17 protein-coding genes are annotated in these 23,486 nt (G+C 73.4%); 11 read left to right on the plus strand and 6 right to left on the minus strand.

Features of this window, described 5'->3' with window-relative positions; all coding sequences use genetic code 11:
• Positions 1–172: 172 nt before the first annotated feature.
• Positions 173–2,395: an NADP-dependent isocitrate dehydrogenase gene (locus AUV08_RS09815; RefSeq protein WP_061866950.1), complete on the plus strand. Its 2,223-nt coding sequence runs from the start codon at positions 173–175 to the stop codon at positions 2,393–2,395.
• Between the two features lie 161 nt (positions 2,396–2,556).
• Here AUV08_RS09815 and AUV08_RS09820 read toward each other — a convergent pair whose 3' ends face one another.
• A complete protein-coding gene (locus AUV08_RS09820; RefSeq protein WP_061866949.1) occupies positions 2,557–3,150 on the minus strand; it encodes a methylated-DNA--[protein]-cysteine S-methyltransferase in 594 nt (197 codons plus the stop codon).
• Between the two features lie 72 nt (positions 3,151–3,222).
• On the opposite strand from AUV08_RS09820, the gene AUV08_RS09825 reads away from it, so the two are divergent.
• Positions 3,223–4,821, plus strand: coding sequence for a TIGR01777 family oxidoreductase (locus tag AUV08_RS09825; RefSeq protein WP_061873229.1), 1,599 nt, complete (start codon positions 3,223–3,225; stop codon positions 4,819–4,821).
• 46 nt (positions 4,822–4,867) lie between these two features.
• On the opposite strand, the gene AUV08_RS09830 is transcribed toward AUV08_RS09825, so the two are convergent.
• Positions 4,868–6,715, minus strand: a complete 1,848-nt coding sequence (locus AUV08_RS09830) for a glutaminase (RefSeq protein WP_041102967.1) — start codon at positions 6,713–6,715, stop codon at positions 4,868–4,870.
• A 66-nt stretch (positions 6,716–6,781) separates the two neighbouring features.
• Between AUV08_RS09830 and AUV08_RS09835 the strand changes: the two genes are divergently transcribed.
• The 5 genes from AUV08_RS09835 (at position 6,782) to AUV08_RS09855 (ending at position 14,049) form a co-directional block, all read left to right on the plus strand.
• Positions 6,782–9,478: an ATP-dependent helicase C-terminal domain-containing protein gene (locus tag AUV08_RS09835; protein WP_061866948.1), complete on the plus strand. Its 2,697-nt coding sequence runs from the start codon at positions 6,782–6,784 to the stop codon at positions 9,476–9,478.
• A gap of 86 nt (positions 9,479–9,564) precedes the next feature.
• On the plus strand, positions 9,565–10,869 hold the full coding sequence (locus AUV08_RS09840) for an extracellular solute-binding protein (protein WP_061866947.1): 1,305 nt from the start codon (positions 9,565–9,567) through the stop codon (positions 10,867–10,869).
• Entirely contained in the window at positions 10,866–11,837 is a 972-nt protein-coding gene (locus tag AUV08_RS09845; RefSeq protein ID WP_041102962.1) for a carbohydrate ABC transporter permease, read from the plus strand. Before AUV08_RS09840 ends, AUV08_RS09845 begins: the two co-directional genes overlap by 4 nt.
• Complete coding sequence (locus AUV08_RS09850) at positions 11,834–12,721, plus strand: carbohydrate ABC transporter permease (protein WP_041102960.1); 888 nt, start codon at positions 11,834–11,836, stop codon at positions 12,719–12,721. Before AUV08_RS09845 ends, AUV08_RS09850 begins: the two co-directional genes overlap by 4 nt.
• Positions 12,722–12,756: 35 nt before the next feature.
• Positions 12,757–14,049: an ABC transporter ATP-binding protein gene (locus tag AUV08_RS09855; protein WP_041102958.1), complete on the plus strand. Its 1,293-nt coding sequence runs from the start codon at positions 12,757–12,759 to the stop codon at positions 14,047–14,049.
• Positions 14,050–14,077: 28 nt separating this feature from the next.
• Here the strand turns inward: AUV08_RS09855 and AUV08_RS09860 are convergent, their stop codons facing one another.
• Genes AUV08_RS09860 through AUV08_RS09870 form a run of 3 tightly spaced genes read right to left on the minus strand, consistent with a single transcriptional unit; the run spans position 14,078 to position 16,589 of the window.
• Entirely contained in the window at positions 14,078–15,073 is a 996-nt protein-coding gene (locus AUV08_RS09860; RefSeq protein WP_220482126.1) for a D-isomer specific 2-hydroxyacid dehydrogenase family protein, read from the minus strand.
• Between the two features lie 33 nt (positions 15,074–15,106).
• Positions 15,107–15,628, minus strand: a complete 522-nt coding sequence (locus tag AUV08_RS09865) for a gamma carbonic anhydrase family protein (RefSeq protein ID WP_036314590.1) — start codon at positions 15,626–15,628, stop codon at positions 15,107–15,109.
• A 55-nt stretch (positions 15,629–15,683) separates the two neighbouring features.
• Entirely contained in the window at positions 15,684–16,589 is a 906-nt protein-coding gene (locus AUV08_RS09870; protein ID WP_061866944.1) for a formyltetrahydrofolate deformylase, read from the minus strand.
• 178 nt (positions 16,590–16,767) lie between these two features.
• On the opposite strand from AUV08_RS09870, the gene AUV08_RS09875 reads away from it, so the two are divergent.
• The gene (locus AUV08_RS09875; protein WP_020625389.1) at positions 16,768–18,324 is read left to right on the plus strand and encodes a hypothetical protein; all 1,557 of its coding nucleotides are present in this window, start codon (positions 16,768–16,770) and stop codon (positions 18,322–18,324) included.
• 103 nt (positions 18,325–18,427) lie between these two features.
• Here AUV08_RS09875 and AUV08_RS09880 read toward each other — a convergent pair whose 3' ends face one another.
• The gene (locus AUV08_RS09880) at positions 18,428–19,942 is read right to left on the minus strand and encodes a catalase (protein ID WP_061866942.1); all 1,515 of its coding nucleotides are present in this window, start codon (positions 19,940–19,942) and stop codon (positions 18,428–18,430) included.
• A gap of 227 nt (positions 19,943–20,169) precedes the next feature.
• On the opposite strand from AUV08_RS09880, the gene glyA reads away from it, so the two are divergent.
• From glyA to AUV08_RS09895, 3 genes are all read left to right on the plus strand, one after another.
• On the plus strand, positions 20,170–21,450 hold the full coding sequence (gene glyA / locus AUV08_RS09885; protein ID WP_010079361.1) for a serine hydroxymethyltransferase: 1,281 nt from the start codon (positions 20,170–20,172) through the stop codon (positions 21,448–21,450).
• 7 nt (positions 21,451–21,457) lie between these two features.
• Positions 21,458–22,369, plus strand: a complete 912-nt coding sequence (locus AUV08_RS09890) for a bifunctional methylenetetrahydrofolate dehydrogenase/methenyltetrahydrofolate cyclohydrolase (protein ID WP_061866941.1) — start codon at positions 21,458–21,460, stop codon at positions 22,367–22,369.
• A 129-nt stretch (positions 22,370–22,498) separates the two neighbouring features.
• Entirely contained in the window at positions 22,499–23,485 is a 987-nt protein-coding gene (locus tag AUV08_RS09895; RefSeq protein WP_061866940.1) for an ABC transporter ATP-binding protein, read from the plus strand.
• The last annotated feature ends 1 nt before the right edge of the window (position 23,486 follow it).

A 23,486-nucleotide genomic window follows, 5' to 3' on the forward strand; every position in this document is an offset into this window, starting at 1 on the left:
CCCGGGCGACCCCGCCCGGCCCGGCGAGGGCACCGGCGACGGCCGGGGACGCTGACGCCGAGCCACACACGGTGTGGCGCGTCCGAGGCGCCGGGTAGATTGGCGGGGAGTCACCCGTTCCCTGCCGACGAGGGCCGCGTCTCGAGTGCGGCCAGAAGGAGAGATCATCCGCATGTCGAAGATCATCTACACGCTCACGGACGAGGCCCCCATGCTGGCCACCGCGTCGCTGCTGCCGATCGTGCGTGCCTACGCGGGCACCGCCGGCGTGGAGCTGGAGACCCGTGACATCTCGCTGGCCGGCCGCATCCTCGCCGCGTTCAAGGACGTCCTGCCCGAGGACCAGCGCACCGCGGACGCCCTCGCCGAGCTCGGCGAGTTCGTGAAGTCCCCCGAGGCGAACGTCATCAAGCTGCCGAACATCTCCGCCTCCGTGCCGCAGCTGCGCGCCGCGATCAAGGAGCTGCAGGCGGACGGCTACGCGCTGCCGGAGTACCCGGACGAGCCGAAGACCGACGAGGAGAAGGACGCGAAGGCGCGCTACGACTCGGTCAAGGGCTCCGCCGTGAACCCGGTGCTGCGCGAGGGCAACTCGGACCGCCGCGCTCCGAAGGCCGTGAAGGCGTACGCCAAGCGCTTCCCCCACTCGATGGGCGAGTGGACCCCGGACTCCAAGACCGCCGTCGCCACCATGGGCGCGGACGACTTCCGAGCCAACGAGCAATCCGTGACCCTGCCGACCGCCGACGTGCTGACGATCGAGTTCACCGGCGAGGACGGGAAGACCACCGTGCTCAAGGAGGGCCTGAAGGTCCTCAAGGGCGAGGTCGTGGACGGCACGTTCATGTCCGCCAAGGCCCTGGACGCGTTCCTCGCCGAGCAGGTCAAGCGCGCCAAGGAGGAGGGCATCCTCTTCTCCGCGCACCTGAAGGCCACCATGATGAAGGTCTCCGACCCGGTGATCTTCGGCCACGTCGTGAAGGCCTACTTCTCCGAGCTGTTCGAGAAGTACGGCGAGCAGCTGGCCGCCGCCGGCCTGTCCGCGAACAACGGCCTCGCCGCGATCGAGGGCGGCCTGGACAAGCTCGACGCCGAGACCGCCGAGGGTGTGCGCGCCGCCATCGCCGCCGCCTACGAGAACGGCCCGGACGTGGCCATGGTGAACTCCGCCAAGGGCATCACCAACCTCCACGTGCCCTCCGACGTGATCGTGGACGCCTCCATGCCCGCCATGATCCGCAACTCCGGCCGCATGTGGAACAAGCACGACCAGACCCAGGACACCCTGGCCGTCATCCCGGACTCCTCCTACGCCGGCGTCTTCCAGGCCGTGATCGACGACTGCAAGGCCAACGGCGCCTACGACCCCACCACCATGGGCACCGTCCCGAACGTGGGCCTCATGGCGCAGAAGGCCGAGGAGTACGGCTCGCACGACAAGACGTTCATCATGGACGCCGCGGGCACCGTGGCCGTGAAGAACTCCGCCGGGGAGACCCTGCTCTCCCACGACGTCGAGGCCGGCGACATCTGGCGCGCCTGCCAGACCAAGGACGTCCCGGTGCGCGACTGGGTGAAGCTGGCCGTGACCCGCGCCCGCGCGTCCCAGACCCCGGCCGTGTTCTGGCTGGACGAGACCCGCGCCCACGACCGCGAGCTCATCAAGAAGGTCGAGGAGTACCTCAAGGAGCACGACACCGAGGGCCTGGATCTGCGCATCCTCTCCCCGGTGGAGGCCACCAAGCTCTCGGTGGAGCGCATCCGCCGCGGCGAGGACACCATCTCCGTGACCGGCAACGTGCTGCGTGACTACAACACGGACCTGTTCCCGATCCTCGAGCTGGGCACGTCCGCGAAGATGCTGTCGATCGTCCCGCTGCTCAACGGCGGCGGCCTGTTCGAGACCGGCGCGGGCGGCTCCGCCCCGAAGCACGTGCAGCAGCTGCTGGAGGAGAACCACCTTCGCTGGGACTCCCTCGGCGAGTTCCTCGCGCTGGCCGTGTCCTTCGAGCACGAGGCGGTCGCGAACGAGAACCACCGCGCGCAGGTCCTGGCGGACACCCTGGACGCCGCCACCGGCACCCTGCTGATCGAGGGCAAGTCCCCGAAGCGCAAGGTCGGCGAGCTGGACAACCGCGGCAGCCACTTCTACCTGGCGCTGTACTGGGCCCGCGAGCTGGCGAAGCAGACCGAGGACGCCGAGCTGGCGGCCGCGGCGAAGCCGATCGCCGAGGAGCTGGAGGCCCAGGAGGAGACCATCCTGGCCGAGCTCAACGGCGTGCAGGGCTCCCCGGTGGACCTGGGCGGCTACTACTGGCCGGAGCTGGAGAAGGTCACCTCCGTGATGCGCCCGTCCGCGACGCTCAACGCGATCGTGGACAAGCTCTCCGTCTGAGCGACTGAGCGACTGAGCGGCTGAGCGCCGGGGGCCGGGTCGCGTGCGTGGAGCGCGCGGCCCGGCCCCTTCTCGTGTCCGCAACGCGGGTTGAGTTGTCACGGGTGTGCGTGCCCCGGACCCGTGACAACTCAACCGACGTTGCCGTGGGGAGGGGCCGGTCAGCCCGCGCGCGCCGCCTCGTGGGCCAGCAGGGCCTGCTTCGCGGCGGTGCCGTAGAGGTAGTGGCCCGCGGCGCCGTCGGCGCGCACCACGCGGTGGCAGGGCACGACGACGGCCACCAGGTTGGCGGCGCACGCCCCGCCGGCGGCACGCACGGCCCGCGGAGCCCCGCACCGCTCGGCCAGGCCGCCGTAGGTGGCGGGGGAGCCGGGGGCGATGCCGCGCAGCTCCCGCCACGCCCGCTGCCGGAACGCGGTGCCCGGCTGGGTGACGTCGAGGGCGTCCAGCGCGGCCACGTCCCCCGCGGCGTAGGCGGCCAGGGCGTCGGCGACGGGCTGGGACGCACCCGGACGCGGCTCCACGGGGCGCGGGTTCATCTCGCGGTCGGCGGTCTCCGGGTCCAGGGCCACGAGCCGGTCCATGAGCGTCTCGAGGAGGCGCCCGATCGCGGCGGCGGGGGGCTCCGAGTCCCCCGGCACGGCCACGCCGGAGGCGCGCACCGTCTGGTCCTCGGGGGAGAAGACGGCCACGAGGGTCAGCTCGGTGGCGGGCAGGGCGGCGGCGGTCCAGCGCAGCTCGGGAAGCAGGTCCATCCCCTCATTGTCCTGCACGGCCCGGCCCGGACAGGTGTTCGCCCGTCCGCTCCCTGTGTCAGGCTGGCGTCCATGACCGAGATCACCGTCTTCGAGCACCGCACCCTCCTGCGCCACCCGCGTGAGGTCGTCTTCCGCTGGCTGGAGAACCCCGGCGCGCTGGAGCGGCTCACCCCGCCCTTCGCCGGCGAGGTGGTCCAGGGACCCACGGACGGCCTCCGCGTGGGCTCCGAGTCGCGGCTGCGCATCCAGGCCCCGGGGGCGGCCGGCCTGTTCGCCGGCGCGGCCCATGGGATGCTCACGGGCCTGCTGCCGGACGCCGTCGCCTCCCGCCTCCCCGGTGGGGCCGCGCCCGCGGTGCCGTGGCGAGCCCGCCACACGGCCTACGAGGAGGGCCGCATGTTCCGGGATGAGATGGTCTCCGGCCCCCTCGCCTCCTGGCGGCACACCCACCTGCTCGATGACGCCGCGCCCGGTGAGGCGGACACGGCGGACGGCCGGCGCGGCACGGTCGTGACGGACCACATCGAGTACGCCCTGCCGGGGGAGTCCCTGATGTCCCGCGTGCCCGCTCTGGGCACCGCGGCCTCGCGCCGCACCCACGAGGCCTTCGAGGCGGAGCTGGGCCGCCAGTTCGCCTACCGCGCCCGCGTGATGGCCGACGACCTGGACTTCCACGCCGCCCACCCCGGCCCCCTCGTCGGCGGGCCGGCCCGCACGGTCGCTGTGACGGGGGCCGGCGGACTGATCGGCCGGCAGCTCTGTGCCCTGCTCACCACCGGCGGCCACCGCGTCATCCGGCTCGTGCGGAGCCCGAAGAAGGCCGACGCGCTGGACGCGGCGCTGTGGGACCCCGGCCGGGAGACCGTGGATGAGGACGCCCTGGCCGAGGCCGACGTCGTCGTGAACCTGGCGGGCGAGCCCATCGCCGGCCGGTTCTCGGACGCGCACAAGGAGGCCGTGCACGACTCGCGCGTCCGCGGCACGCGCACCCTCGTGGACGCGCTCGCCCGGATTGCCGCACGGGAGGGGGACGACGCGCGGGTGCGGGCACTCGTGAACGGCTCGGCGATCGGGTACTACGGGGCGGACGCGGGCACGGGCCCGTTCGGCAGCGGCCTCGTCGAGGATCTGGAGCCCGGGGACGACTTCCTCGCCGAGGTCGTCGCGGACTGGGAGGCCGAGGCCCGACGCGCCGAGACGTCCGGCATCCGGGTGGCGATGCTGCGGACCGGCGTGGTCCTGAGCCCGGCCGGGGGCATGCTGCAGCAGGTGCTGCCGCTGTTCCTCGCGGGGCTCGGCGGCCCGGTCGCGACCTCGGGCGGGGAGAGCCACGACGGCAGCCCGTGGCTGAGCTGGATCGGCGCGGATGACATCGCGGGGGCCTTCGCCCACGCGGTGCTCGACGACGGCGTCACCGGCCCGGTCAACGCGGTGGCGCCCGAGCCGGTCACGGCGAAGGAGTTCGCCACCGTGCTCGGGCGGGTGCTGCGCCGGCCCGCTCTCATCCCGGTGCCCGAGGCCGGGCCGCGCCTGCTGCTGGGCGAGGAGGGCCGGGTGGAGACCGTCGCGGCGGACCAGAAGGTCGTGGCGGACCGGCTGGTCTCCTCCGGCTACGAGATGCGCGACCCCGAACTGGAGGGCGCGTTGCGCCACGTCCTCGGGCGGTGACGGGGGTGGGGGCAGCGTCCCACGGGGACGCTGCCCCCGCGGGTCGTCAGTCCTGCAGCGCGCCGGTCTCCCGGATGAGCTGGCCCAGCGCGGTGAACGCGTCGCGGGCCAGCGCCTCCCACAGGGCCAGGGCCAGCTGGGGGAAGCCCTCCTGGAGCGCGACCATCACCTGGGCGGTGAGGACTCGCGCCGTGACCGGCCCGCGCGCGCGGACGGTGGAGGGCTGGCGGCCGGGCTGGCCCAGGGCCATCTCGCCGAACGTCATCCCCGGGGTGAGCAGGGTGCGGCGCACGCGGCGGCTGCCCGTGCCCTGACCCGAGAGCTCCACGGTGCCGGAGACGATCACGTAGATGCCGCCGAACGGCTGGCCGGCGCGACGGATGATCTGGCCGTCCGCGTAGACCCGCTCGTCCATCATGGACTCGAGCAGGCGCGCGTCGTCCGCGGAGAGGTGCTGCAGCAGGGGTGCCACGGCCGCCTCCTGGGCGTCCCGCGGCAGCAGGTGGGGGGCGTGGCGGGAGAGCAGCCGCTGCTCGGCCCACTGGGCGGCCCGCGAGCGGGAGTCGAAGAACACGAACTGTGCGCCCTCGGCGGCGGGATCCACCCCCTCGGCCTCATCCTGCAGCGGCTCGGGCAGGTCCACCTCCACGGACTCCTCGACGGCCGCCATCAGCTCCTTCATCTCCGCGGCGTCCCTGTCCACGACGACGACGTCGAGCCCGTTGCCCAGCGCGCGGGCGAACCACTGGGCCACCAGCAGCCGGGCCGGACGGGAGATGGAGCTGACCGAGCGCATGTCCACCACGAGCGTCTCGAGGACCTCGGGCAGACCACGGCTGACGCGGGCGATCGCGTCCACCTGGCTGAAGCCGAGGTGACCGCCCAGCTCCATGACGTGCACGGTGTCCGCGAACCGCCCGAGCGCCTCGAGGACGACGGCGCTGCGCACCGTGCCCGAAGGCGCCTGATCGATCCGGTAGTGGGTGCGCAGGGCCGCCCGCGGGGAGCCGGTGACCACCGACGGGTGCAGCTCGAAGTCCTCGACGAGGGTCCGCAGGGCGGCCATCGCCGCGGCGCCGAGCCCGTTCTCGTCCGTCGTGTCCGACTGCAGCGCCAGACCGAGGTGGCCCGGCACCACCACGAGCACCGTGCCGCCGCGCGTCGACGCCCAGCCGGGCTGGCCGACGTCGTATGCCCACCGGGAGTCCCGGGTGTCCATGCCGCAGGAGTCCATCACGGAGAGCACACCGCGGACCGTCTCCTCGCTCAGCACACGGTCCCCGGTGACGGGGTGGACACCGCCGTGCGCGAGGGTGCCGGCGAGCAGGGCGAGGTCCTCCACGGTCACGGCGGCGGCACGCACCGTGGCGATGTCCTCGAGCAGCGTCTCGGGGTCGGCGTCCAGGGTGTCGAGGGACTTCATCAGCCACGCAGCCGACCGGGTGTGATGCTGGGCGCGGTTCTCCGCACGCGCGGCCGACTCCGTGACGGTGACCTCGCGGTCGAACAGTGCGGAGAGCAGCTGCATCATGCGCGCGGTGCGGTCGCGGCCACCGCGGCCCTTCACCAGGGAGGCCGTGGCCACCGCGCCCGCGTTCTGGAGCGGGTTGTGCGGCAGGCCCGTGACGGCGTCCACCTCGACCCGATGGTCCAGGTCCCGCACGGGGGCGGCGCCCACGCGCTCGCCCACCCGCACCGCGCCGAGGTCCTCGAGGGCCTGCGCGTGGAACAGGGGAGAGGCGAGCGTGGCGAGCGGCACGGGCGTCATGGATCCGGAGACGTAGCGGTGCCCGTCCACCATGAGCATCGCGACGCCCAGCCCGTCCGGGACCTCCCCCTCACCCGCGTGGGCCGACGTGAGGCGATCGAGGTGCTCCTGGACGGGTGTGGTCATGGGTCACAGCCTAGTCAGTGGGGCGGCCCCGGGACAGCGCGACGGAGGCGGGCACAATGGGTCCCGATGCCCACCCCCGTCGATCCCGTCTCCGTCCCCGCCTGCCTCTCCGCCGCTCTGGGCCGCCTCAGCACCGGCCTGACGTTCGCCGCCGCCCTGCCCGAGCTCGAAGACGCACTGGACGCGCGCGGGGCGGCCGTCGTCGAGGCGCCCCCGGGCACGGGCAAGACCACCGTGGTCCCGCCCGCGCTCGCGGTCCGGCTCGCGGACCACGGCGGCGGGCGCGTCCTGGTCACGCAGCCGCGGCGGGTCGCGGTGCGCGCGGCCTGGCGGCGGCTGCGCACGGCGGTGCTGGCCGCCGCGGCCGACGTGCTGCCCGGCGCCGACCCCGACGCGCAGGCTCGGCTCGCGGACGCCGCCGTCGGGTACGCCGTGCGCGGCGACGCGGTGGGCGGCGGGGCCTCGGCCGTCGAGTTCGTGACCCCGGGCCTGCTGCTGCGCCGCCTCCTCGCCGACCCCGGGCTCGATGGCGTGGACGCGGTGGTCCTGGACGAGGTCCACGAGCGGGATCTGGACACGGACGTGCTCTTCGCCCTCCTCGCCGACCTGCGGCAGCTGCGCCCCGAACTCGTGCTCGTGGCCATGTCCGCGACCGTGGACGCGGCGGCCCTGGCCGCCCGCTGGGCCCGCGGCATGGGGGAGGAGGCGCCCCTGCCCGTGGTCTCCACCCCGGCCGTGCTGCACCCGCTGCGCGAGGAGCACGCCCCGTTCCGCGGCCACCGCCTCACCGCCGAGGGCCGCGTGGACCGGGCCTTCCTCGACCACGTCGCGGCCACGGCCGCGCGCGCCCACGCCGAAGCGCTCGACGCCGACCCGTCCGTGGACGCCCTCGTCTTCCTGCCCGGGGTGGCCGAGGTCGAGGCGGTCGCGGGGCGCGTCGCCGCGCTCGCCCCGGACACCGAGGTCCGCGTCCTGCACGGCCGCCAGGAACCCGCCGACCAGGACGCCGCGCTCGCCGGCCGCGCCGACCCCGCCGTGCCGCGCGTCGTCGTCGCGACGGCGGTCGCCGAGTCCTCGCTGACCGTGCCGGGGGTGCGCCTCGTGATCGACTCGGGCCTGGCCCGCGAGCCGCGCCGGGACCGGGGGCGGGGCATGGCCGGGCTCGTCACCGTCCAGGCCTCGCGCGCGGCCGCCGGCCAGCGGGCGGGCCGCGCCGCCCGCCTCGGCCCCGGCACCGTGGTCCGCTGTCACACCGCCGCGGCCCTGGGCACCGCGCCCGCAGCCCCGACGCCGGCCCTCGCCGTCGTCGACCTCGCGCCGGTGGCCCTGGCGTTCACGGCGTGGGGCGCCCCGGGCGGCCGCGGGCTGACCCTGCCCGAGGATCCGCCGGCCGACGCGATGGCCGCCGCCGAGCGCACGCTCGCCTCCCTCGACGCGGTGGACGCGGACGGGCGCATCACCCCGCACGGCGCCGTCCTGGCCGAGCTGCCCCTGGACCCGCCGCTCGGCCACGCCCTCCTGCGCGCGGCACTGTGGACGGGGCCCCGCCCCGCGGCCGAGGCGACGGCGGCCCTCGCCCTGGACCTGCGCGCCCCCGGGGCCGACCTCGAGGCGCTGGTCGCGTCCGTGCGGGACGGCCGGCACCCGGAGGCAGGGCGCTGGCGTCGGGAGGCGGACCGACTGGAACGACTCGCCCGTCGGCACGCGCACCACTCCCTGGAGACGAGAGCGCCGGGAGAGCCCGGGCCCGAGGCGACGGCGGCCGCGCGCCGGCACCCCGCCGGCCTCGTGTCCGCCCTAGCCTTCCCCGCGTGGATCGCCCGACGCGCGGGGGAGGCGGGCGCGTACCTGCTCGCCTCCGGCACCCGCGCGGCCCTGCCCCGCGACGCCGCCGGCGGCGGCCTGGCGGGGCAGGAGTGGCTGGCCGTGGCCGAGGTCGCCCGTGTGGCCGGGGACGCGGCCGGCACGGGTGCCGCGATCCGCGCGACCGCGCCGATCGACCGGACGCTCGCCGAGCTCGCCGGCGCGGGCCTGCGGCGCACCGAGGACACCGCCGACTGGCGCGGGGACCGGCTCACCGGCCGCCGCGTGGACCGGCTGGGCGCGCTCGTGCTGGCGGAGACGCCGGCCCCCGTCGCCCCCGACGCCGCCGCGCAGGCCGTGCGCGCCGCACTCGCCGCCGACGGCCTCGCCCGGTTCGACCCGAGCGGTCGGACCGAACGCCTGCGCCGCCGGGTGCACCTGCTCCACCGCGTCCTCGGCGCCCCGTGGCCGGACCTCTCGGACGCGGCGCTGCCCGGCCTGGACGCGCTGGTCGACGGGCTTGCGGCCGACCTGGCCGCGGGGCGGTCCCTCGCACGCCTGGACGCCGAGGCGCTGCTGCGCGGCGCCCTGCCCTGGCCGGAGGCGGGCCGGCTGGACGAGCTCGCCCCCGAGCGCCTGCCCGTGCCGAGCGGGCGCGCCGTCGTCGTGGACTATCCGGCCGTCCACGAGGACACCCCGCCCGTGGTCGCCGCCAAGCTGCAGGAGTTCTTCGGGGCGCGTGTCACCCCCGCTGTCGCGGACGGTCGTGAGCCGGTGGTCCTGCACCTGCTCTCCCCGGCAGGTCGCCCGCTCGCCGTGACCGCCGACCTGCCCTCCTTCTGGGCCGGCCCCTACGCGCAGGTCCGCGCTGAGAACCGGGGGCGCTACCCCAAGCACCCGTGGCCCGAGGATCCCGCCGCCGCGGAGCCGACCGCCCGGACGAACCGCCGCGCCCGCTGAGAAAGGGGTCCGCGAAACGTGCAGGAATCGCTGTGATGCGTGATGATGGCCGTCACATCCGACTCGCATCGATTGAGGTTCCACTTGTGAGACACGACACGCGGGCACGTCAACGGCGCCGGGCCACGCTGGCCGGCGCCGTCGCCGCGGGCGCGCTGATCCTGGCCGGGTGTGCTCCGGCCGAGCAGATGCCCACCCTGACCTGGTACACCAACCCCGACGACGGCGGGCAGGCGAAGATCGCCGCCCAGTGCACCGACGCCGCGAACGGCCGGTACAGAGTCGAGACGTCCATGCTTCCGACGGACGCCGCCTCCCAGCGCGAGCAGCTGACCCGCCGCCTCGCCGCGGGCGACACGTCGATGGACATCATGTCCCTCGACCCGCCGTTCGTCCCCGAGCTCGCCGAGCCCGGGTTCCTGGCCCCCGTGCCGGAGGAGATGCAGGCGTACGCGAAGGACAACGCCCTGGAGGGCGCGCTCGCGGCTGCCAGCTGGAAGGACGAGCTCGTCACGGTCCCGTTCTGGGCCAACACGCAGCTGCTCTGGTACCGCAAGTCGGTCGCCGAGGCAGCGGGGCTGGACATGTCCCGGCCCGTCACGTGGGACCAGCTGATCGAGGCCGCCCGCAGCCAGGACAAGGACCTGGCCGTCCAGGGCGCCCGTGCGGAGTCCATGACCGTGTGGCTCAACGCGCTCATCGAGGGCGGCGGGGAGCAGATCGTCCCCAACGCCGAGGCGCCCACGGACGAGGTCACCACGAACCTCGACTCCGAGGCCGGCCGCACGGCCGCCCGGATCATCTCCACGATCGGCAAGGAGGGTCTCGGCAGCGCCGGCCTGCCGACCCAGGACGAGAACGCCTCCATGCTGCTCTTCCAGGGCGAGAACGGCTCGTTCATGGTCAACTGGCCGTTCGTCTGGCCGGCCACCCTCGGCTCCGTGGAGGAGGGCTCGCTGCCGGAGGACCTGCCCGAGGACATCGGCTGGGCCGTCTACCCCCGCACCGTCGAGGGCAAGGACGCCGCGCCGCCCGTGGGCGGCATCAACCTGGGGGTGGGCGCGAAGTCCGAGCACCAGGACCTCGCCTGGGACGCGATCTCCTGCATCACCACCACCGAACACCAGAGCCAGTACTTCGTCGAGAACGGCAACCCGCCCGCCGACCCGGCGGCCTACGACGCCCCCGAGGTCGCCGAGAAGTACCCCATGGCGGACACCATCCGGGAGTCCCTCGAGCTCGGCGCCCCGCGGCCGCAGACCCCGTACTACAACGAGGTCTCCACCGCGATCCAGCAGCGCTACGCGCCGCCGTCGGGCGTCTCCGAGTCCACCCCGGCCGAGACCGACGACTTCATCCAGGAAGTCCTGAGAGGGGAGCGTCTGCTGTGAGCCACGTCGACACCGCACCCGCCGCATCCACCCCGCGCGCCGCCGAGGGTCGTCGCCCCCGCCGGGTGAAGTCCCAGCGCGCGAAGTCCGAGGCGCGTCTCGGCTGGCTCCTGGCCGGCCCCGCGTTCTTCGTGATGCTGTTCGTGGTCCTGTACCCGATCCTGCAGGCCCTCTACGACTCGCTGTTCAAGTACCGGCTCACCGCGCCGGGCGACCGCGAGTTCGTGGGCCTGGGCAACTACGGCGTGATCCTCACGGACCCCGTGTTCTGGAAGGGCCTCGGGGTGACCTTGCTGATCACCGTGGTGACCGTGGTGGTCGAGCTCATCCTCGGCTTCCTGCTGGCCCTGGCCATGCACCACGCCATCAAGCAGACCCGCGGCCTGATCCGCACGATCATCCTGGTGCCGTACGGCATCATCACCGTGGTCTCCGCGTTCGCGTGGTTCTACATGTTCTCGATCGACTCGGGCTACATCAACGCCTGGTTCGAGTGGCTGCCGGGCGTCGACGCGGACCTGAACTGGTTCGCGCAGGGCAGCACCGCGCTGTTCGTGATCATGCTCTCCGAGATCTGGAAGACCACCCCGTTCATCTCCCTGCTCCTGCTGGCCGGCCTGGCCCAGGTGCCGGGCGACCTCACCGAGGCCGCCTCCGTCGACGGCGCCTCGTGGTGGCAGCGGATGAAGCTGGTCATCCTGCCGAACATGAAGGCCTCGATCATGGTGGCCGTCCTGTTCCGCGCGATGGACGCGTTCCGCATCTTCGACTCCATCTACATCATGACCAACGGCGCCTACGGCACCGAGGTCCTCTCGCTGCTGGCCTACCGCACGTCCATCGGCCGGCTCGAGATCGGCATGGGTTCGGCGGTCTCCGTGATCCTGTTCCTGTGCGTGGCCCTCATGGCGGTCATCGCCGTCAAGGGCTTCAAGGTGGACCTGGCCGACCGAGGAGGTTCCAAGTGAGCACCGCCGCATCCGCTCCCGCCCCCGAGGGCCGCGCGCCCCACCGTCGCGGCACCGGGAAGGCCACCGCACTGTGGTGGATCCTCACCGTCGTGATCGGCGTGTGGTGCCTCTTCCCGCTGTTCTCGATCTTCGCGACCAGCTTCAAGACGCCCGCCGACCTCGCCAACGGCAAGCTGCTGCCCACCCAGTGGTCCACGGTGAACTACGAGGAGATCTTCGTGGGCGGCTCGCGCGAGCTGTTCCTCACGGCGCTGCGCAACTCGATCGGCATCACCGTGATCGCCACGATCATCGCCGTCATCCTGGCCACGCTGTGCGCCTACGCGATCGCCCGCCTGGACTTCCCGGGCAAGCGGATCGTGCTCACGGTGTCCCTGATGGTCTCGATGTTCCCCGTCATCTCCCTGGTGACGCCGCTGTTCAACATGTGGCGCACCCTCGGGCTGTACGACACGTGGGTCGGCCTGATCATCCCCTACCTGTCCCTGACCCTGCCGATCTCCATCTGGACCCTGGCCGCGTTCTTCCGCCAGATCCCGTGGGAGCTCGACCAGGCCGCGCAGGTGGACGGCGCCACCCCGCTCGAGGCGTTCCGCAAGGTGATCGTCCCGCTGGCCGCCCCCGGCGTCTTCACGACGGCGATCATCGCCTTCTTCATCGCCTGGAACGACTTCGTGTTCGGCATCTCCCTGACCTCCACCGAGACCGCGCGCACCGTGCCCGCCGCCCTGGCCTTCTTCACCGGCGCCTCGCAGTTCGAGTCGCCGACCGGGGCCATCTCGGCGGCCGCGATCATCGTGACCATCCCGATCGTGATCCTGGTGCTGGCGTTCCAGCGTCAGATCGTGGCCGGCCTGACCAACGGCGCGGTGAAGGGCTGAGGCCCGCACACGAGACCTCCTGAAAGGACCCCCCGATGGCCTCCATCACCCTGAACCACATCGACAAGACCTACGACGACGGCTTCCACGCCATCAAGGACGTGAACCTGGAGATCGAGGACGGCGAGTTCGTCATCCTCGTGGGCCCCTCCGGCTCCGGCAAGTCCACGCTGCTGCGCATGATCGTGGGCCTCGAGGACATCACCGACGGCGAGATGCTGATCGACGGCCGCCGCGTGAACGAGGCGGCCCCCAAGGACCGCAACCTCGCGATGGTGTTCCAGAACTACGCGCTGTACCCGCACCTGACGGTGTACGAGAACATCGCCTTCCCGCTGCGGCTGATCAAGGACAACAAGCCCTCCGAGGAGGAGATCGACCGCAAGGTGCGCGACGCCGCCCGCGTGCTCGAGCTCGAGGACCACCTCGAGCGCAAGCCCGGCAACCTCTCCGGCGGCCAGCGTCAGCGTGTGGCCATGGGCCGGGCGATCGTGCGCGAGGCGGACGCGTTCCTCTTCGACGAGCCGCTGTCCAACCTGGACGCCAAGCTGCGCGGGCAGATGCGCGCGGAGATCTCGCAGCTGCAGCGCCGCCTGGCCACGACCTCCGTCTACGTGACGCACGACCAGACCGAGGCCATGACCCTGGGCGACCGGGTGGCCGTGCTCAAGAAGGGCGAGCTGCAGCAGGTGGCCAGCCCGCGCGAGCTCTACGAGCAGCCGCTCAACCTGTTCGTGGCCGGCTTCATCGGCTCGCCGTCGATGAACTTCCTGCCCGCCTCGCTGAAGCAGAAGGAGGGCGGCCACGTGCTGTCCTCGCCGATCGGTGACATCCCGGTGCCGCCCGAGAAGGCCCGCGCCGCCGAGGGGCGGGACATCGTGTTCCTCGGCCTGCGGCCGGAGTTCTTCGAGGACGCCGAGCTGGTGGAGGACAGCCGCCGCGACCGGGGCTCCACCTTCGACGCGACGCTCACGCACCTGGAGTGGCTGGGCCACGAGCAGTACGGCTACATCGAGTTCGAGCCGGACCCGGCCGTGGCCGAGATGCTCTCCGCGCTGGCCAAGGACCTGGATGCGGATGAGCTGCGCCCCGTCGTCGTGGCCACCCTCTCCGGCGAGTCCCGCGCCCGGCCGGGCACGCCGACCCGCCTGTGGGTGGACACCACGCGGGTGCACCTGTTCGACCCGACGACCGGTGAGAACCTCACCCGCGACCCGGAGGTCGGCGCCGAGCTGACCCGCCGGGCCGGCGAGGAGCGCCGCCGCCAGATCGAGATGGCGGCCGAGCGTGACGCCGCCGAGCACGAGGCGGACGCGCCGCGCCGCTGAGCCGGCGCCGCGGGACGCCGGGGGCGGGTCAGTATCCGCCCTCGGCGTCCACCAGGCCCTCCAGCTCCGTCCCGGCCGCGCGGGCCCGCAGGTTCCGCTCGACCCGCGCGTGGAGCAGCGGGACGCACATCTCCGGGGTGTCCGCCGTGTGCGGCGTGATGAGGGCGCGCTCCTCGGTCCAGAGCGGGTGGCCGTCCGGGAGGGGCTCGGGGTCGGTGACGTCCGTGCCGTAGCCGTGCAGCCGGCCCGCCGCGAGGGTCTGGACGACGGCGTCCGTGTCCACCAGCGCCCCGCGGGCGACGTTCACGAGCACGGCGTCCTCGTCCAGGAGGGCGAGGCGGTCGGCGTCGAACATGCCGCGGGTCTCCTCGGTGGCCGCCGCGGCGATCATCACGACCTGCGCGCCGGGCAGGACCTCGTCGAGGCGGTCGGTCGTGACGGTGCGGTCCGCGCCGGGCACGTCGCCCGCGCGTCGGCGGACCGCGGTGACGTGCACGTCCCAGGTCTTGAGCAGGCGGATGTACTCCTGTGCGATCCCGCCGCCGCCCACGACCACGGCGGTCAGGCCGTTCAGGGTGCGACCGGAGGAGGGGCCCCATGTGGTGGCGCGGACGCGCGCGGGCAGGTCCCGCAGCAGGGCCAGGGTGAGCAGCAGCGCGTGTTCGGCCACCGGCGGCGCGTACGTGCCCTTGGCGGACGTCCACACGATGTCCGGGCGGCTGCGCACGAGGGGGACGAACGGCTCGATCCCGGCGAACGGGAGCTGCACCCAGCTCACGTGGGGGTGGGCGGCCAGGGCCGCGGCGAGCGCATCGACCGGGATCGGGCGGACCATCAGCAGGGCCGTGGCGGAGGTGTCGCCCTCGGCCACGGCGGCGCCGCCGACGTCGGCCACGGCCTGCTCGGCCAGCCGACGGGCGTGGGCGTAGGGGGTGCCGGCGACGTCCTGCGCCGCGGGGAGGACGAGCAGGCGCTCGGGGACGTCGTCGGGTCGGGTGCGGGGGAGAGCGGAAGTGGTGGGCATGGTGCCCACCGTCCCACATCCTCCGGGCCCGCTTCAGCCGGCGACGGCGTCCCGGTGCGCGGCGGACAGCCGCAGGTAGGTGGCCGCGTTCTTCTTGAGGCCCTCCCGCTCCTCGTCCGTGAGGGGGCGGCGGACCTTCGCGGGGACGCCCGCCACGAGCGAGCCGGCCGGGACCTGCGTCCCCTCGAGCACCAGGGCGCCGGCGGCCACGAGCGAACCGGCGCCGATGACCGCGCCGTTCATCACCGTGGCGGACATGCCGATCAGGCAGTCGTCCTCCACGGTGGCCCCGTGCACCACGGCGGAGTGGCCCACGGAGACACCGGCGCCCAGGGTGCACGGGAAGCCCTCGTCCGCGTGCAGCACCACGTTGTCCTGCAGGTTGGTGCCCGCCCCGACGCGGATGGGGGCGGAGTCACCGCGGGCGGAGACGCCGTAGAAGGCCGAGGAGCGCTCGGCCATCTCGACGTCGCCGGTGATCGCGGCGGTCGGGGCGAGGAAGACGGACTCGTGGATGCGCGGGGTGGCACCCGCGACGGTGATGATGTGGGCCATGCCACCAGCCTAGGCGGGCAGGACGACGGCGCCGCGTGGCGCCGTCGTCCCGGGCTCAGCTGAAGACGACGGTCCGCCGGCCGTCCGCGAGGACGCGGTGCTGGGCGTGCCAGCGCACGGCCTGCGCGAGCGTGGAGCCCTCGACGTCGCGGCCGCGGGCCACGAAGTCGGCGGCGGTCTGGGCGTGGGTCACCGGCTGCACGGACTGCGCGATGATCGGGCCCTCGTCCAGGTCGGCGGTCACGTAGTGGGCGGTGGCGCCGATGAGCTTCACGCCGCGTTCGTGCGCCTGGTGGTAGGGGCGGGCGCCCTTGAAGGAGGGCAGGAACGAGTGGTGGATGTTGATGGCCATCCCGGCCAGGTCCCGGCACAGCTCGTCCGAGAGGATCTGCATGTAGCGGGCCAGGACGACCAGCTCGATGTCGAACTGGGCGATCAGGTCGCGCAGCCGGTCCTCCGCGGCCTCCTTGGAGTCCCGGCTCGAGGGGTCCTTGGAGACGGGCACGTGGATGAAGGGCACGCCGTAGAAGGAGGCGAGCGGCTGCAGGTCCAGGTGGTTCGAGACCACCACGGGGATCTCGATGGGCAGGGTGCCGGCGCGCTGCTGGAAGAGCAGGTCGTTGAGGGTGTGCCCGTCCTTGGAGCACATCACGAGGGTGCGCATGCGGTGCGCCGCGTCCCACAGGCCCATGCGCATGCCGAACTCCTCGCGCACCGGCGCGAGCGCCTGCTCGATGTCCTCCCGCGTGGCCGGGGTCACGAACTCCACGCGCATGAAGAAGTCGCCGGTGTCCGGGGAGTCGTACTGCTGCGACTCGGTGATGTCCGCCTCCACGCCCAGCAGGGCGCCCGTCACGGCGTGCACGATGCCCTTGCGGTTCGTGCAGGCCAGCGTGAGCACGCGGGCGTGCTCCGCGCCGGAGGCGGGGGAGGGGCTGGGGGAGAGGGCTGCCGTGTCCATGGCGTCGATGGTAGGCGGTGCCGGCCGCGCGGAACCGCGGGATGACGGGGCTGATCCCTGGTCGGGGGGCCGGGCCCCGTGTCATTCTCAAGACCAGGTTCCCCGCCGCGCGGCGGCGCGGGAAGCACGACGCGGCGCCCGGCCCGGCCGGTCGCCCCAGACGACCGAGGAGCACCCCATGCCAGAGTCCACCCTCTACTGGATCATCGCGGCCATCATCGTCGTGCTGCTGATCCTGATCATCCTCTCGGTGATCGCCTCCCGCCGTCGTCGTGAGGCCGAAGCCGAGGCCGCCGAGACCCGGCTCGAGCGTCGGGGTGTCACCGCGGACACCGCGGGTGAGCAGGCGGCCGCCCCCGCGGCCCCGACCCGCCTCTCCCGCCTGGACGAGGTGGCGGCCGAGGAGGACGCGCGCCCCGTGGCCGCGGTGAAGCCCGCCGGGGGTCTGGCTGCGTTCGACACCGCCGCGGCGGACCGCGAGACCGACGAGTCCGTCGCCGGCGTGGCCGGCGGTGCGGGGGTGACCGTGGACCAGCAGGGCGCCCCGAGCACCGAGGCCACCGCTGAGACCCACCGTCGCGATGCCGCGGCTCCGACCACCCGGGGAACGCTGCGCCCCGTTGCGGCGGCGCCGAGCACGGCGCGCGAGGCGGACACCGTGGGCCTGGGCGCGGCCGGTGTGGCCGGCGGCTCCGGCGTCACCCTGGACGAGCAGACGCCCGCGGCCGACGTCCCGGCGACCCCGGCCTCCCCGTCCCCGGTGACCGAGACGACCGCCCCGGCGGCACCGGCCGCCGAGGCTCCGCAGCACAGGAGCCACCTCACCCCGGCTCCCGAGCACGTGCACGGGACCGTCCCCGCCGACGAGGTCGCCGCCGAGCACACCCCTACCAAGGAGTTCGCCACGGAGGCGATCCCCGTCCCTCAGGGCGAGCACCTCGAGACGCACACGGTCGCCACCACCGCGCACGGCTCGGTCACCGTCGTGGCCACCGAGTCGGACCAGGCCCAGCAGAACGGCGCCGACGGGGCGGAGCGCTCGGCCGCCGGGGCCCTGCGCATCGACGGCACGCCCGGGGTGCCCGGGCGCGTGGCCGAGGCGGACCGCGAGCCGGCGCGTACCGAGGACCATCGCGTGGACGCCGCGCAGCCGGCGGCGGTCGAGCCCGCGGCTGAGCGCCCGTCCCTCGAGGCCGCGGCCGAGCGCCCGTCCCTCGAGGCCACCCCGGCCACCCGACGGGCCGAGGCCCCGGAGACCCACGCCGGCACCACGCCGGCCACGCCCCTGGGCGGCGCCCCGGAGCTGGATCCGACCGCGGCCTCGTCCGGCCGTGCGGAGGACGCCACTCCGGCGACCCGCCGCGAGGCCCGCGCCGCGCAGTCGGCGGCAGCCGCCGGGACCGCCGCGCCGACGTCGTCGACGCCCACGACCGTGGCCCCGGACACCTCCACCTCCTCCGCCCCCACGGATGAGGAGCCCGCCGAGGACGACACCGAGGGCGCCGCCCTCCCGGACCTGCGGGCGGACCGCGACCAGACCCGAGGCTCGGACGCCGAGGGCGAGTCGAAGCTGGCCCAGGCCGGCGCCGTGGCGGCCTCCGCGTTCGAGACCGTGCGTGACAAGGTCGCCGTCCCGCTGCGGGACAACGTGGCCGTGTCCGCCAAGGACAAGGCCGTGAAGGTGATCAAGGACAAGCTGGCCCAGGCGCAGGAGCGCCGCTGGGGCAAGCGCTGACCTGGGCATTCGCCCCACGACGACGGCGGCCGCCCCCTCGTGCGAGGGAGCGGCCGCCGTGCGTTCAGCGGAGCGCGCGGGCGCCCGCCGGGGGAGGGAGCCGTCAGATGCGGGCCTCGCCGCCGGCCTCGACGCCCGGGATGCCGTCGCCCTCGTGGCGCTTGACCTCGTCCTCGATGCGCTGGCCGATCGCGGTGTCCACGTTCTTCCAGTACTCGAAGGCGCGGGCCTGGACGTCCTGGCGGACGCCCTTCAGCGCGCCGGCCACGGTCTCCACGAAGTCCTCGCGCTCCTGGGCCGAGAAGACCTCCCGGACGAGGGTGCCGGCCTGGCCGAAGTCGTCGTCGTCCGCGCGCAGGGCCTGGGCCTCGCGGGTCAGGGTGCCGTCGGCCTCCCAGCCGTCGTCCACCGGGCCGGTCTCGTCCGACCAGGAGTCGCCGTTGGAGTTCGGCGCGTAGGTGGAGCGGTCGCCGGTGTGGTCGTACCACATCTGGCCGTCGAAGGCGTAGTTGTGCACCGCGTTCTTGGGACGGTTCACCGGCAGCTGGTTCACGTGGGCGCCCACGCGGTACAGCTGTGCGTCGTGGTACGCGAAGGCGCGGCCCAGGAGCATGCGGTCCGGGGAGAGGCCGATGCCCGGCACGGTGTTGCTCGGGCTGAACGCGGCGGACTCGATCTGCGCGAAGTGGTTCTCCGGGTTGCGGTTCAGGGTCAGCGTGCCGACCTTGATGCGCGGGTAGTCCTTCTTGGAGATCGTCTTCGTCAGGTCGAAGGGGTTGAACCGGTAGGTCTTGCCCTCCTCGTAGGGGATCGCCTGGATGTAGAGGTCCCACTTGGGGTGGTCGCCCTTGGCGATGGACTCGAACAGGTCCTGGCGGTGGAAGTCGGCGTTCTCGCCGGCGATCTTGGTGGCCTCGTCGTTCGAGAGGTTGTGCACGCCCTGCTGGGAGATGAAGTGGTACTTCACCCAGTGCTTCTCGCCCTGGGCGTTGACCCACAGGTAGGTGTGGGAGCCGTAGCCGTTCATCTCACGCCAGGTGCGGGGCAGGCCGCGCGGGCCCATCAGGTAGGTCACCTGGTGCGCCGACTCGGGGTTGTTGGTCCAGAAGTCCCACTGCATGGTGGCATCGCGCAGGCCGGAGTCCGGCAGACGCTTCTGCGAGCGGATGAAGTGGGTGAACTTCATCGGGTCGCGCAGGAAGAAGATCGGGGTGTTGTTGCCGACGATGTCGTAGTTGCCCTCCTCGGTGTAGAAGCGCAGTGCGAAGCCGCGCACGTCGCGCCAGGTGTCCGGGGAGCCGAGCTCGCCGGCCACGGTGGAGAAGCGCAGGAGGGTCTCGGTCTTCGTGCCCGGCTGGAACACGAGGGCCTTGGTGTACTTCGACACGTCCTCGGTCACCTCGAACTCGCCGAAGGCGCCGGAGCCCTTGGCGTGCGGGCGGCGCTCCGGGATGTTCATGCGGTTGAAGTGCTGGTGGGTCTCCAGCAGGTGGGTGTCGTGCAGGACGATGGGCCCCTCGCTGCCCACGGTCAGGGACTGGCGGTCGCTGACGGCCGGGGCGCCGTTCTGGCGGGTGGAACCGGTCGCGTGCGGGGTCTTCTTCTGGTACTCCGTCATGGAACTCTCCTTCGTCGATCGACGTCGGCCGCGCACCGATCGGCGCGGTGGGCGGCGTCATCCCCGATCTTGGCATATTTCTGAATCAGTCAAAAGAACCGGGTGCCGGGGTCGGTCGCCGGGGCCGCGGGCCGCCGTCGCGCAGGCCCGACGACGGCGCCTGGTCACTAGGATGGAGGGCACCGGAGCCTTCCGGCCGCACAGACCCCCGTTCGAAGGGAACCCCCGTGACGCAGACGCCCGACATCAACACCCAGCCCCTCGCCGAGGTGGACCCGGAGATCGCCGCGGCGCTCGCGGACGAGCTCGGCCGCCAGCGGGGCACGCTCGAGATGATCGCCTCGGAGAACTTCGTGCCGCGCGCCATCCTCGAGACGCAGGGCTCGGTGCTGACCAACAAGTACGCGGAGGGCTACCCGGGCCGCCGCTACTACGGCGGCTGCGAGTTCGTGGACGTGGCCGAGAACCTGGCCATCCAGCGCGCCAAGGACCTGTTCGGCGCCGAGCACGCCAACGTCCAGCCGCACGCCGGCGCCCAGGCCAACGTGGCCGTGATGACCTCGCTGCTGGACCACGGGGACACGATGATGGGCCTGTCCCTGGCGCACGGCGGCCACCTGACGCACGGCATGAAGCTGAACTTCTCCGGCAAGAACTACAGCATCGCCGCGTATGAGGTGGAGCCGGACACCCACCGCATCGACATGGACAAGGTGCGCGAGAAGGCCCTCGAGGCCCGGCCGAAGGTGATCGTGGCCGGCTGGTCCGCCTATCCCCGTCAGCTCGACTTCGCCGCCTTCCGCTCGATCGCGGACGAGGTCGGCGCCAGGCTCTGGGTGGACATGGCCCACTTCGCCGGCCTCGTGGCCGCCGGCCTGCACCCGAACCCGGTGCCGCACGCCGACGTCGTCTCCTCCACCGTGCACAAGACCCTCGCCGGCCCCCGTTCGGGCTTCATCCTCTCCACCGAGGAGCTGAAGAAGAAGATCGACTCCGCCGTGTTCCCGGGCCAGCAGGGCGGCCCGCTGATGCACGCGATCGCGGGCAAGGCCGTGGCCTTCAAGATCGCCGGCTCCGCGGACTTCAAGGAGAAGCAGGAGCGCACCCTGGCCGGCGCGCAGATCCTGGCCGAGCGCCTGACCGCCCCGGACATGGCCGAGCACGGCATCTCGGTGCTCACCGGCGGCACGGACGTGCACCTCGTCCTGGTGGACCTGCGCGAGTCCCAGCTGGACGGCAGGCAGGGCGAGGACATCCTGCACGAGGTCGGCATCACCGTGAACCGCAACTCGGTGCCGTGGGACCCGCGTCCGCCGATGACCACCTCCGGCCTGCGCATCGGCACCCCCGCGCTGGCCTCCCGCGGCTTCGGCGAGGCCGAGTTCCGCGAGGTGTCCGACGTCATCGCCGAGGCGCTGAAGCCGAGCCCGGACGTGGAGGCGCTGCGCGCCCGCGTCGTGAAGCTCACCGAGGACTTCCCGCTGTACGACGGCCTCGAGGGCTGGTGAGCCGGCGATGACCGCGAAGGTCCTGGACGGCAAGGCCACCGCCGCCGCGATCAAGGAGGAGCTGCGCGGCCGCGTGGCCGCCCTCGCCGAGCGCGGGCACACCCCCGGCCTCGGCACCCTGCTCGTGGGTGAGGACGCCGGCTCGCAGAAGTATGTGGCGGGCAAGCACCGCGACTGCGCCGAGGTGGGCATCGAGTCCATCCAGCGTGAGCTGCCCGCGGACGCGACGGAGGAGCAGATCCTCGACGTCGTGCGCGAGCTGAACGAGGACCCGGCCTGCACGGGCTACATCGTCCAGCTGCCGCTGCCGAAGCACGTGGACACCCAGAAGGTGCTCGAGGCCATCGACCCGGACAAGGACGCGGACGGCCTGCACCCCATGAACCTGGGGCGGCTCGTGGCCTCGGTCGGCGGCGAGCTGGACTCGCCGCTGCCGTGCACCCCGGCCGGCTGCGTCGAGCTGCTGCGCCACCACGGTGTGGGGCTGGCCGGCAAGCACGTGCTCGTGATCGGCCGCGGCGTGACCACCGGCCGGCCCGCCGGCCTCGTGTTCACCCGCCGCGAGGTCAACGCCACCGTGACCCTGGCCCACACCGGCACCACGAACCTCGACGAGCTGCTGGCGAGCGCCGACGTCGTGATCGCCGCCGCCGGCTCCGCCCACATGGTGAAGCCGGAGCAGGTCAAGGAGGGCGTGATCGTCCTGGACGTGGGCGTCTCCCGCGTGACCGGGGAGGACGGGACGTCGCGCGTCCTGGGCGACGTGGACCCGGCCGTGAAGGAGAAGGCGGCCTGGATGGCGCCGAACCCGGGCGGCGTCGGGCCGATGACCCGCGTCATGCTGCTGGCGAACGTCGTCGAGGCCGCCGAGCGCGCCGCCGACGGCGAGGACTGGGCGGGGGAGCGGGCCGGCGCCTGACCTCTCCCCGCCCCGCGACGAACCCTGCGATATGGCCCCCATCCACCCCGGGTGGGGGCCATATCGCAGGGCTCGCCGCCGAGGGGGCGGCACGCGTCCGGGCGGGCGGTGCGCCTATGCTGTCGGCTTGTGAGCCCCACCACTCTGCACGCGTCCCCCGGCCCCTCCTCCGTCATCCGTGCCCGTGGGCTGCGCAAGCAGTACGGCGAGTTCCACGCCGTGAAGGGCATCGACCTGGACGTGCGCCCCGGCGAGTGCTTCGGCCTGCTCGGCCCCAACGGCGCGGGCAAGTCCACCACCATGCGCATGCTCGCGGGCACCTCGCAGCGCACCGCGGGCGAGCTGACCATCCTGGGCATCGACCCGGAGGAGGACGGACCGGCCGTCCGCGCGCGCCTGGGCGTGGTGCCCCAGCAGGACAACCTGGACGAGGAGCTCACCGCCCGGGAGAACATCCTGATCTACGGCCGCTACTTCGGTCTGCCCTACTCGTACCTGCGGCCCAAGGCCGAGGAGCTGCTGGCCTTCGCCCAGCTCACCGAGAAGGCGGACGCCAAGGTCACCGACCTCTCCGGCGGCATGAAGCGGCGGCTCGTGATCGCCCGCGCCCTGGTCAACGAGCCGGCCCTCTTCCTCCTCGACGAGCCCACCACGGGCCTGGACCCGCAGGCCCGCCACATCCTGTGGGACCGCCTCTACCGGCTCAAGGAACGCGGCACCACGCTGCTGCTGACCACGCACCACATGGACGAGGCGGAGCAGCTGTGCGATCGGCTCGTCGTGGTCGACGGCGGTGAGATCATGGCCGCCGGCACCCCCGCCGAGCTCATCCGCGAGCACGCCTCCCGCGAGGTCCTCGAGGCGCGCTTCGGCGCGGACCGCAACGAGGCCGCGGCCCGCACCGTCCAGGCCCACGTGGGTGACGGCGTCGTGCACCGCGTCGAGGTCCTCCCGGACCGCGTCCTCGTCTACGCCCGACGCGCGGACGACCTGCACGACGTCGTGCAGCGACTCGTCGACGAGGGCGCCCTGCCCGCCCCCGCCACCACGCTGACCCGCCGCGCGAGCCTCGAGGACGTGTTCCTCATCCTCACCGGCCGCACCCTGGTGGACTGAC

Source organism: Micrococcus sp. CH7, assembly GCF_001595485.1.
Classification (GTDB): Bacteria; Actinomycetota; Actinomycetes; order Actinomycetales; family Micrococcaceae; genus Micrococcus; species Micrococcus luteus.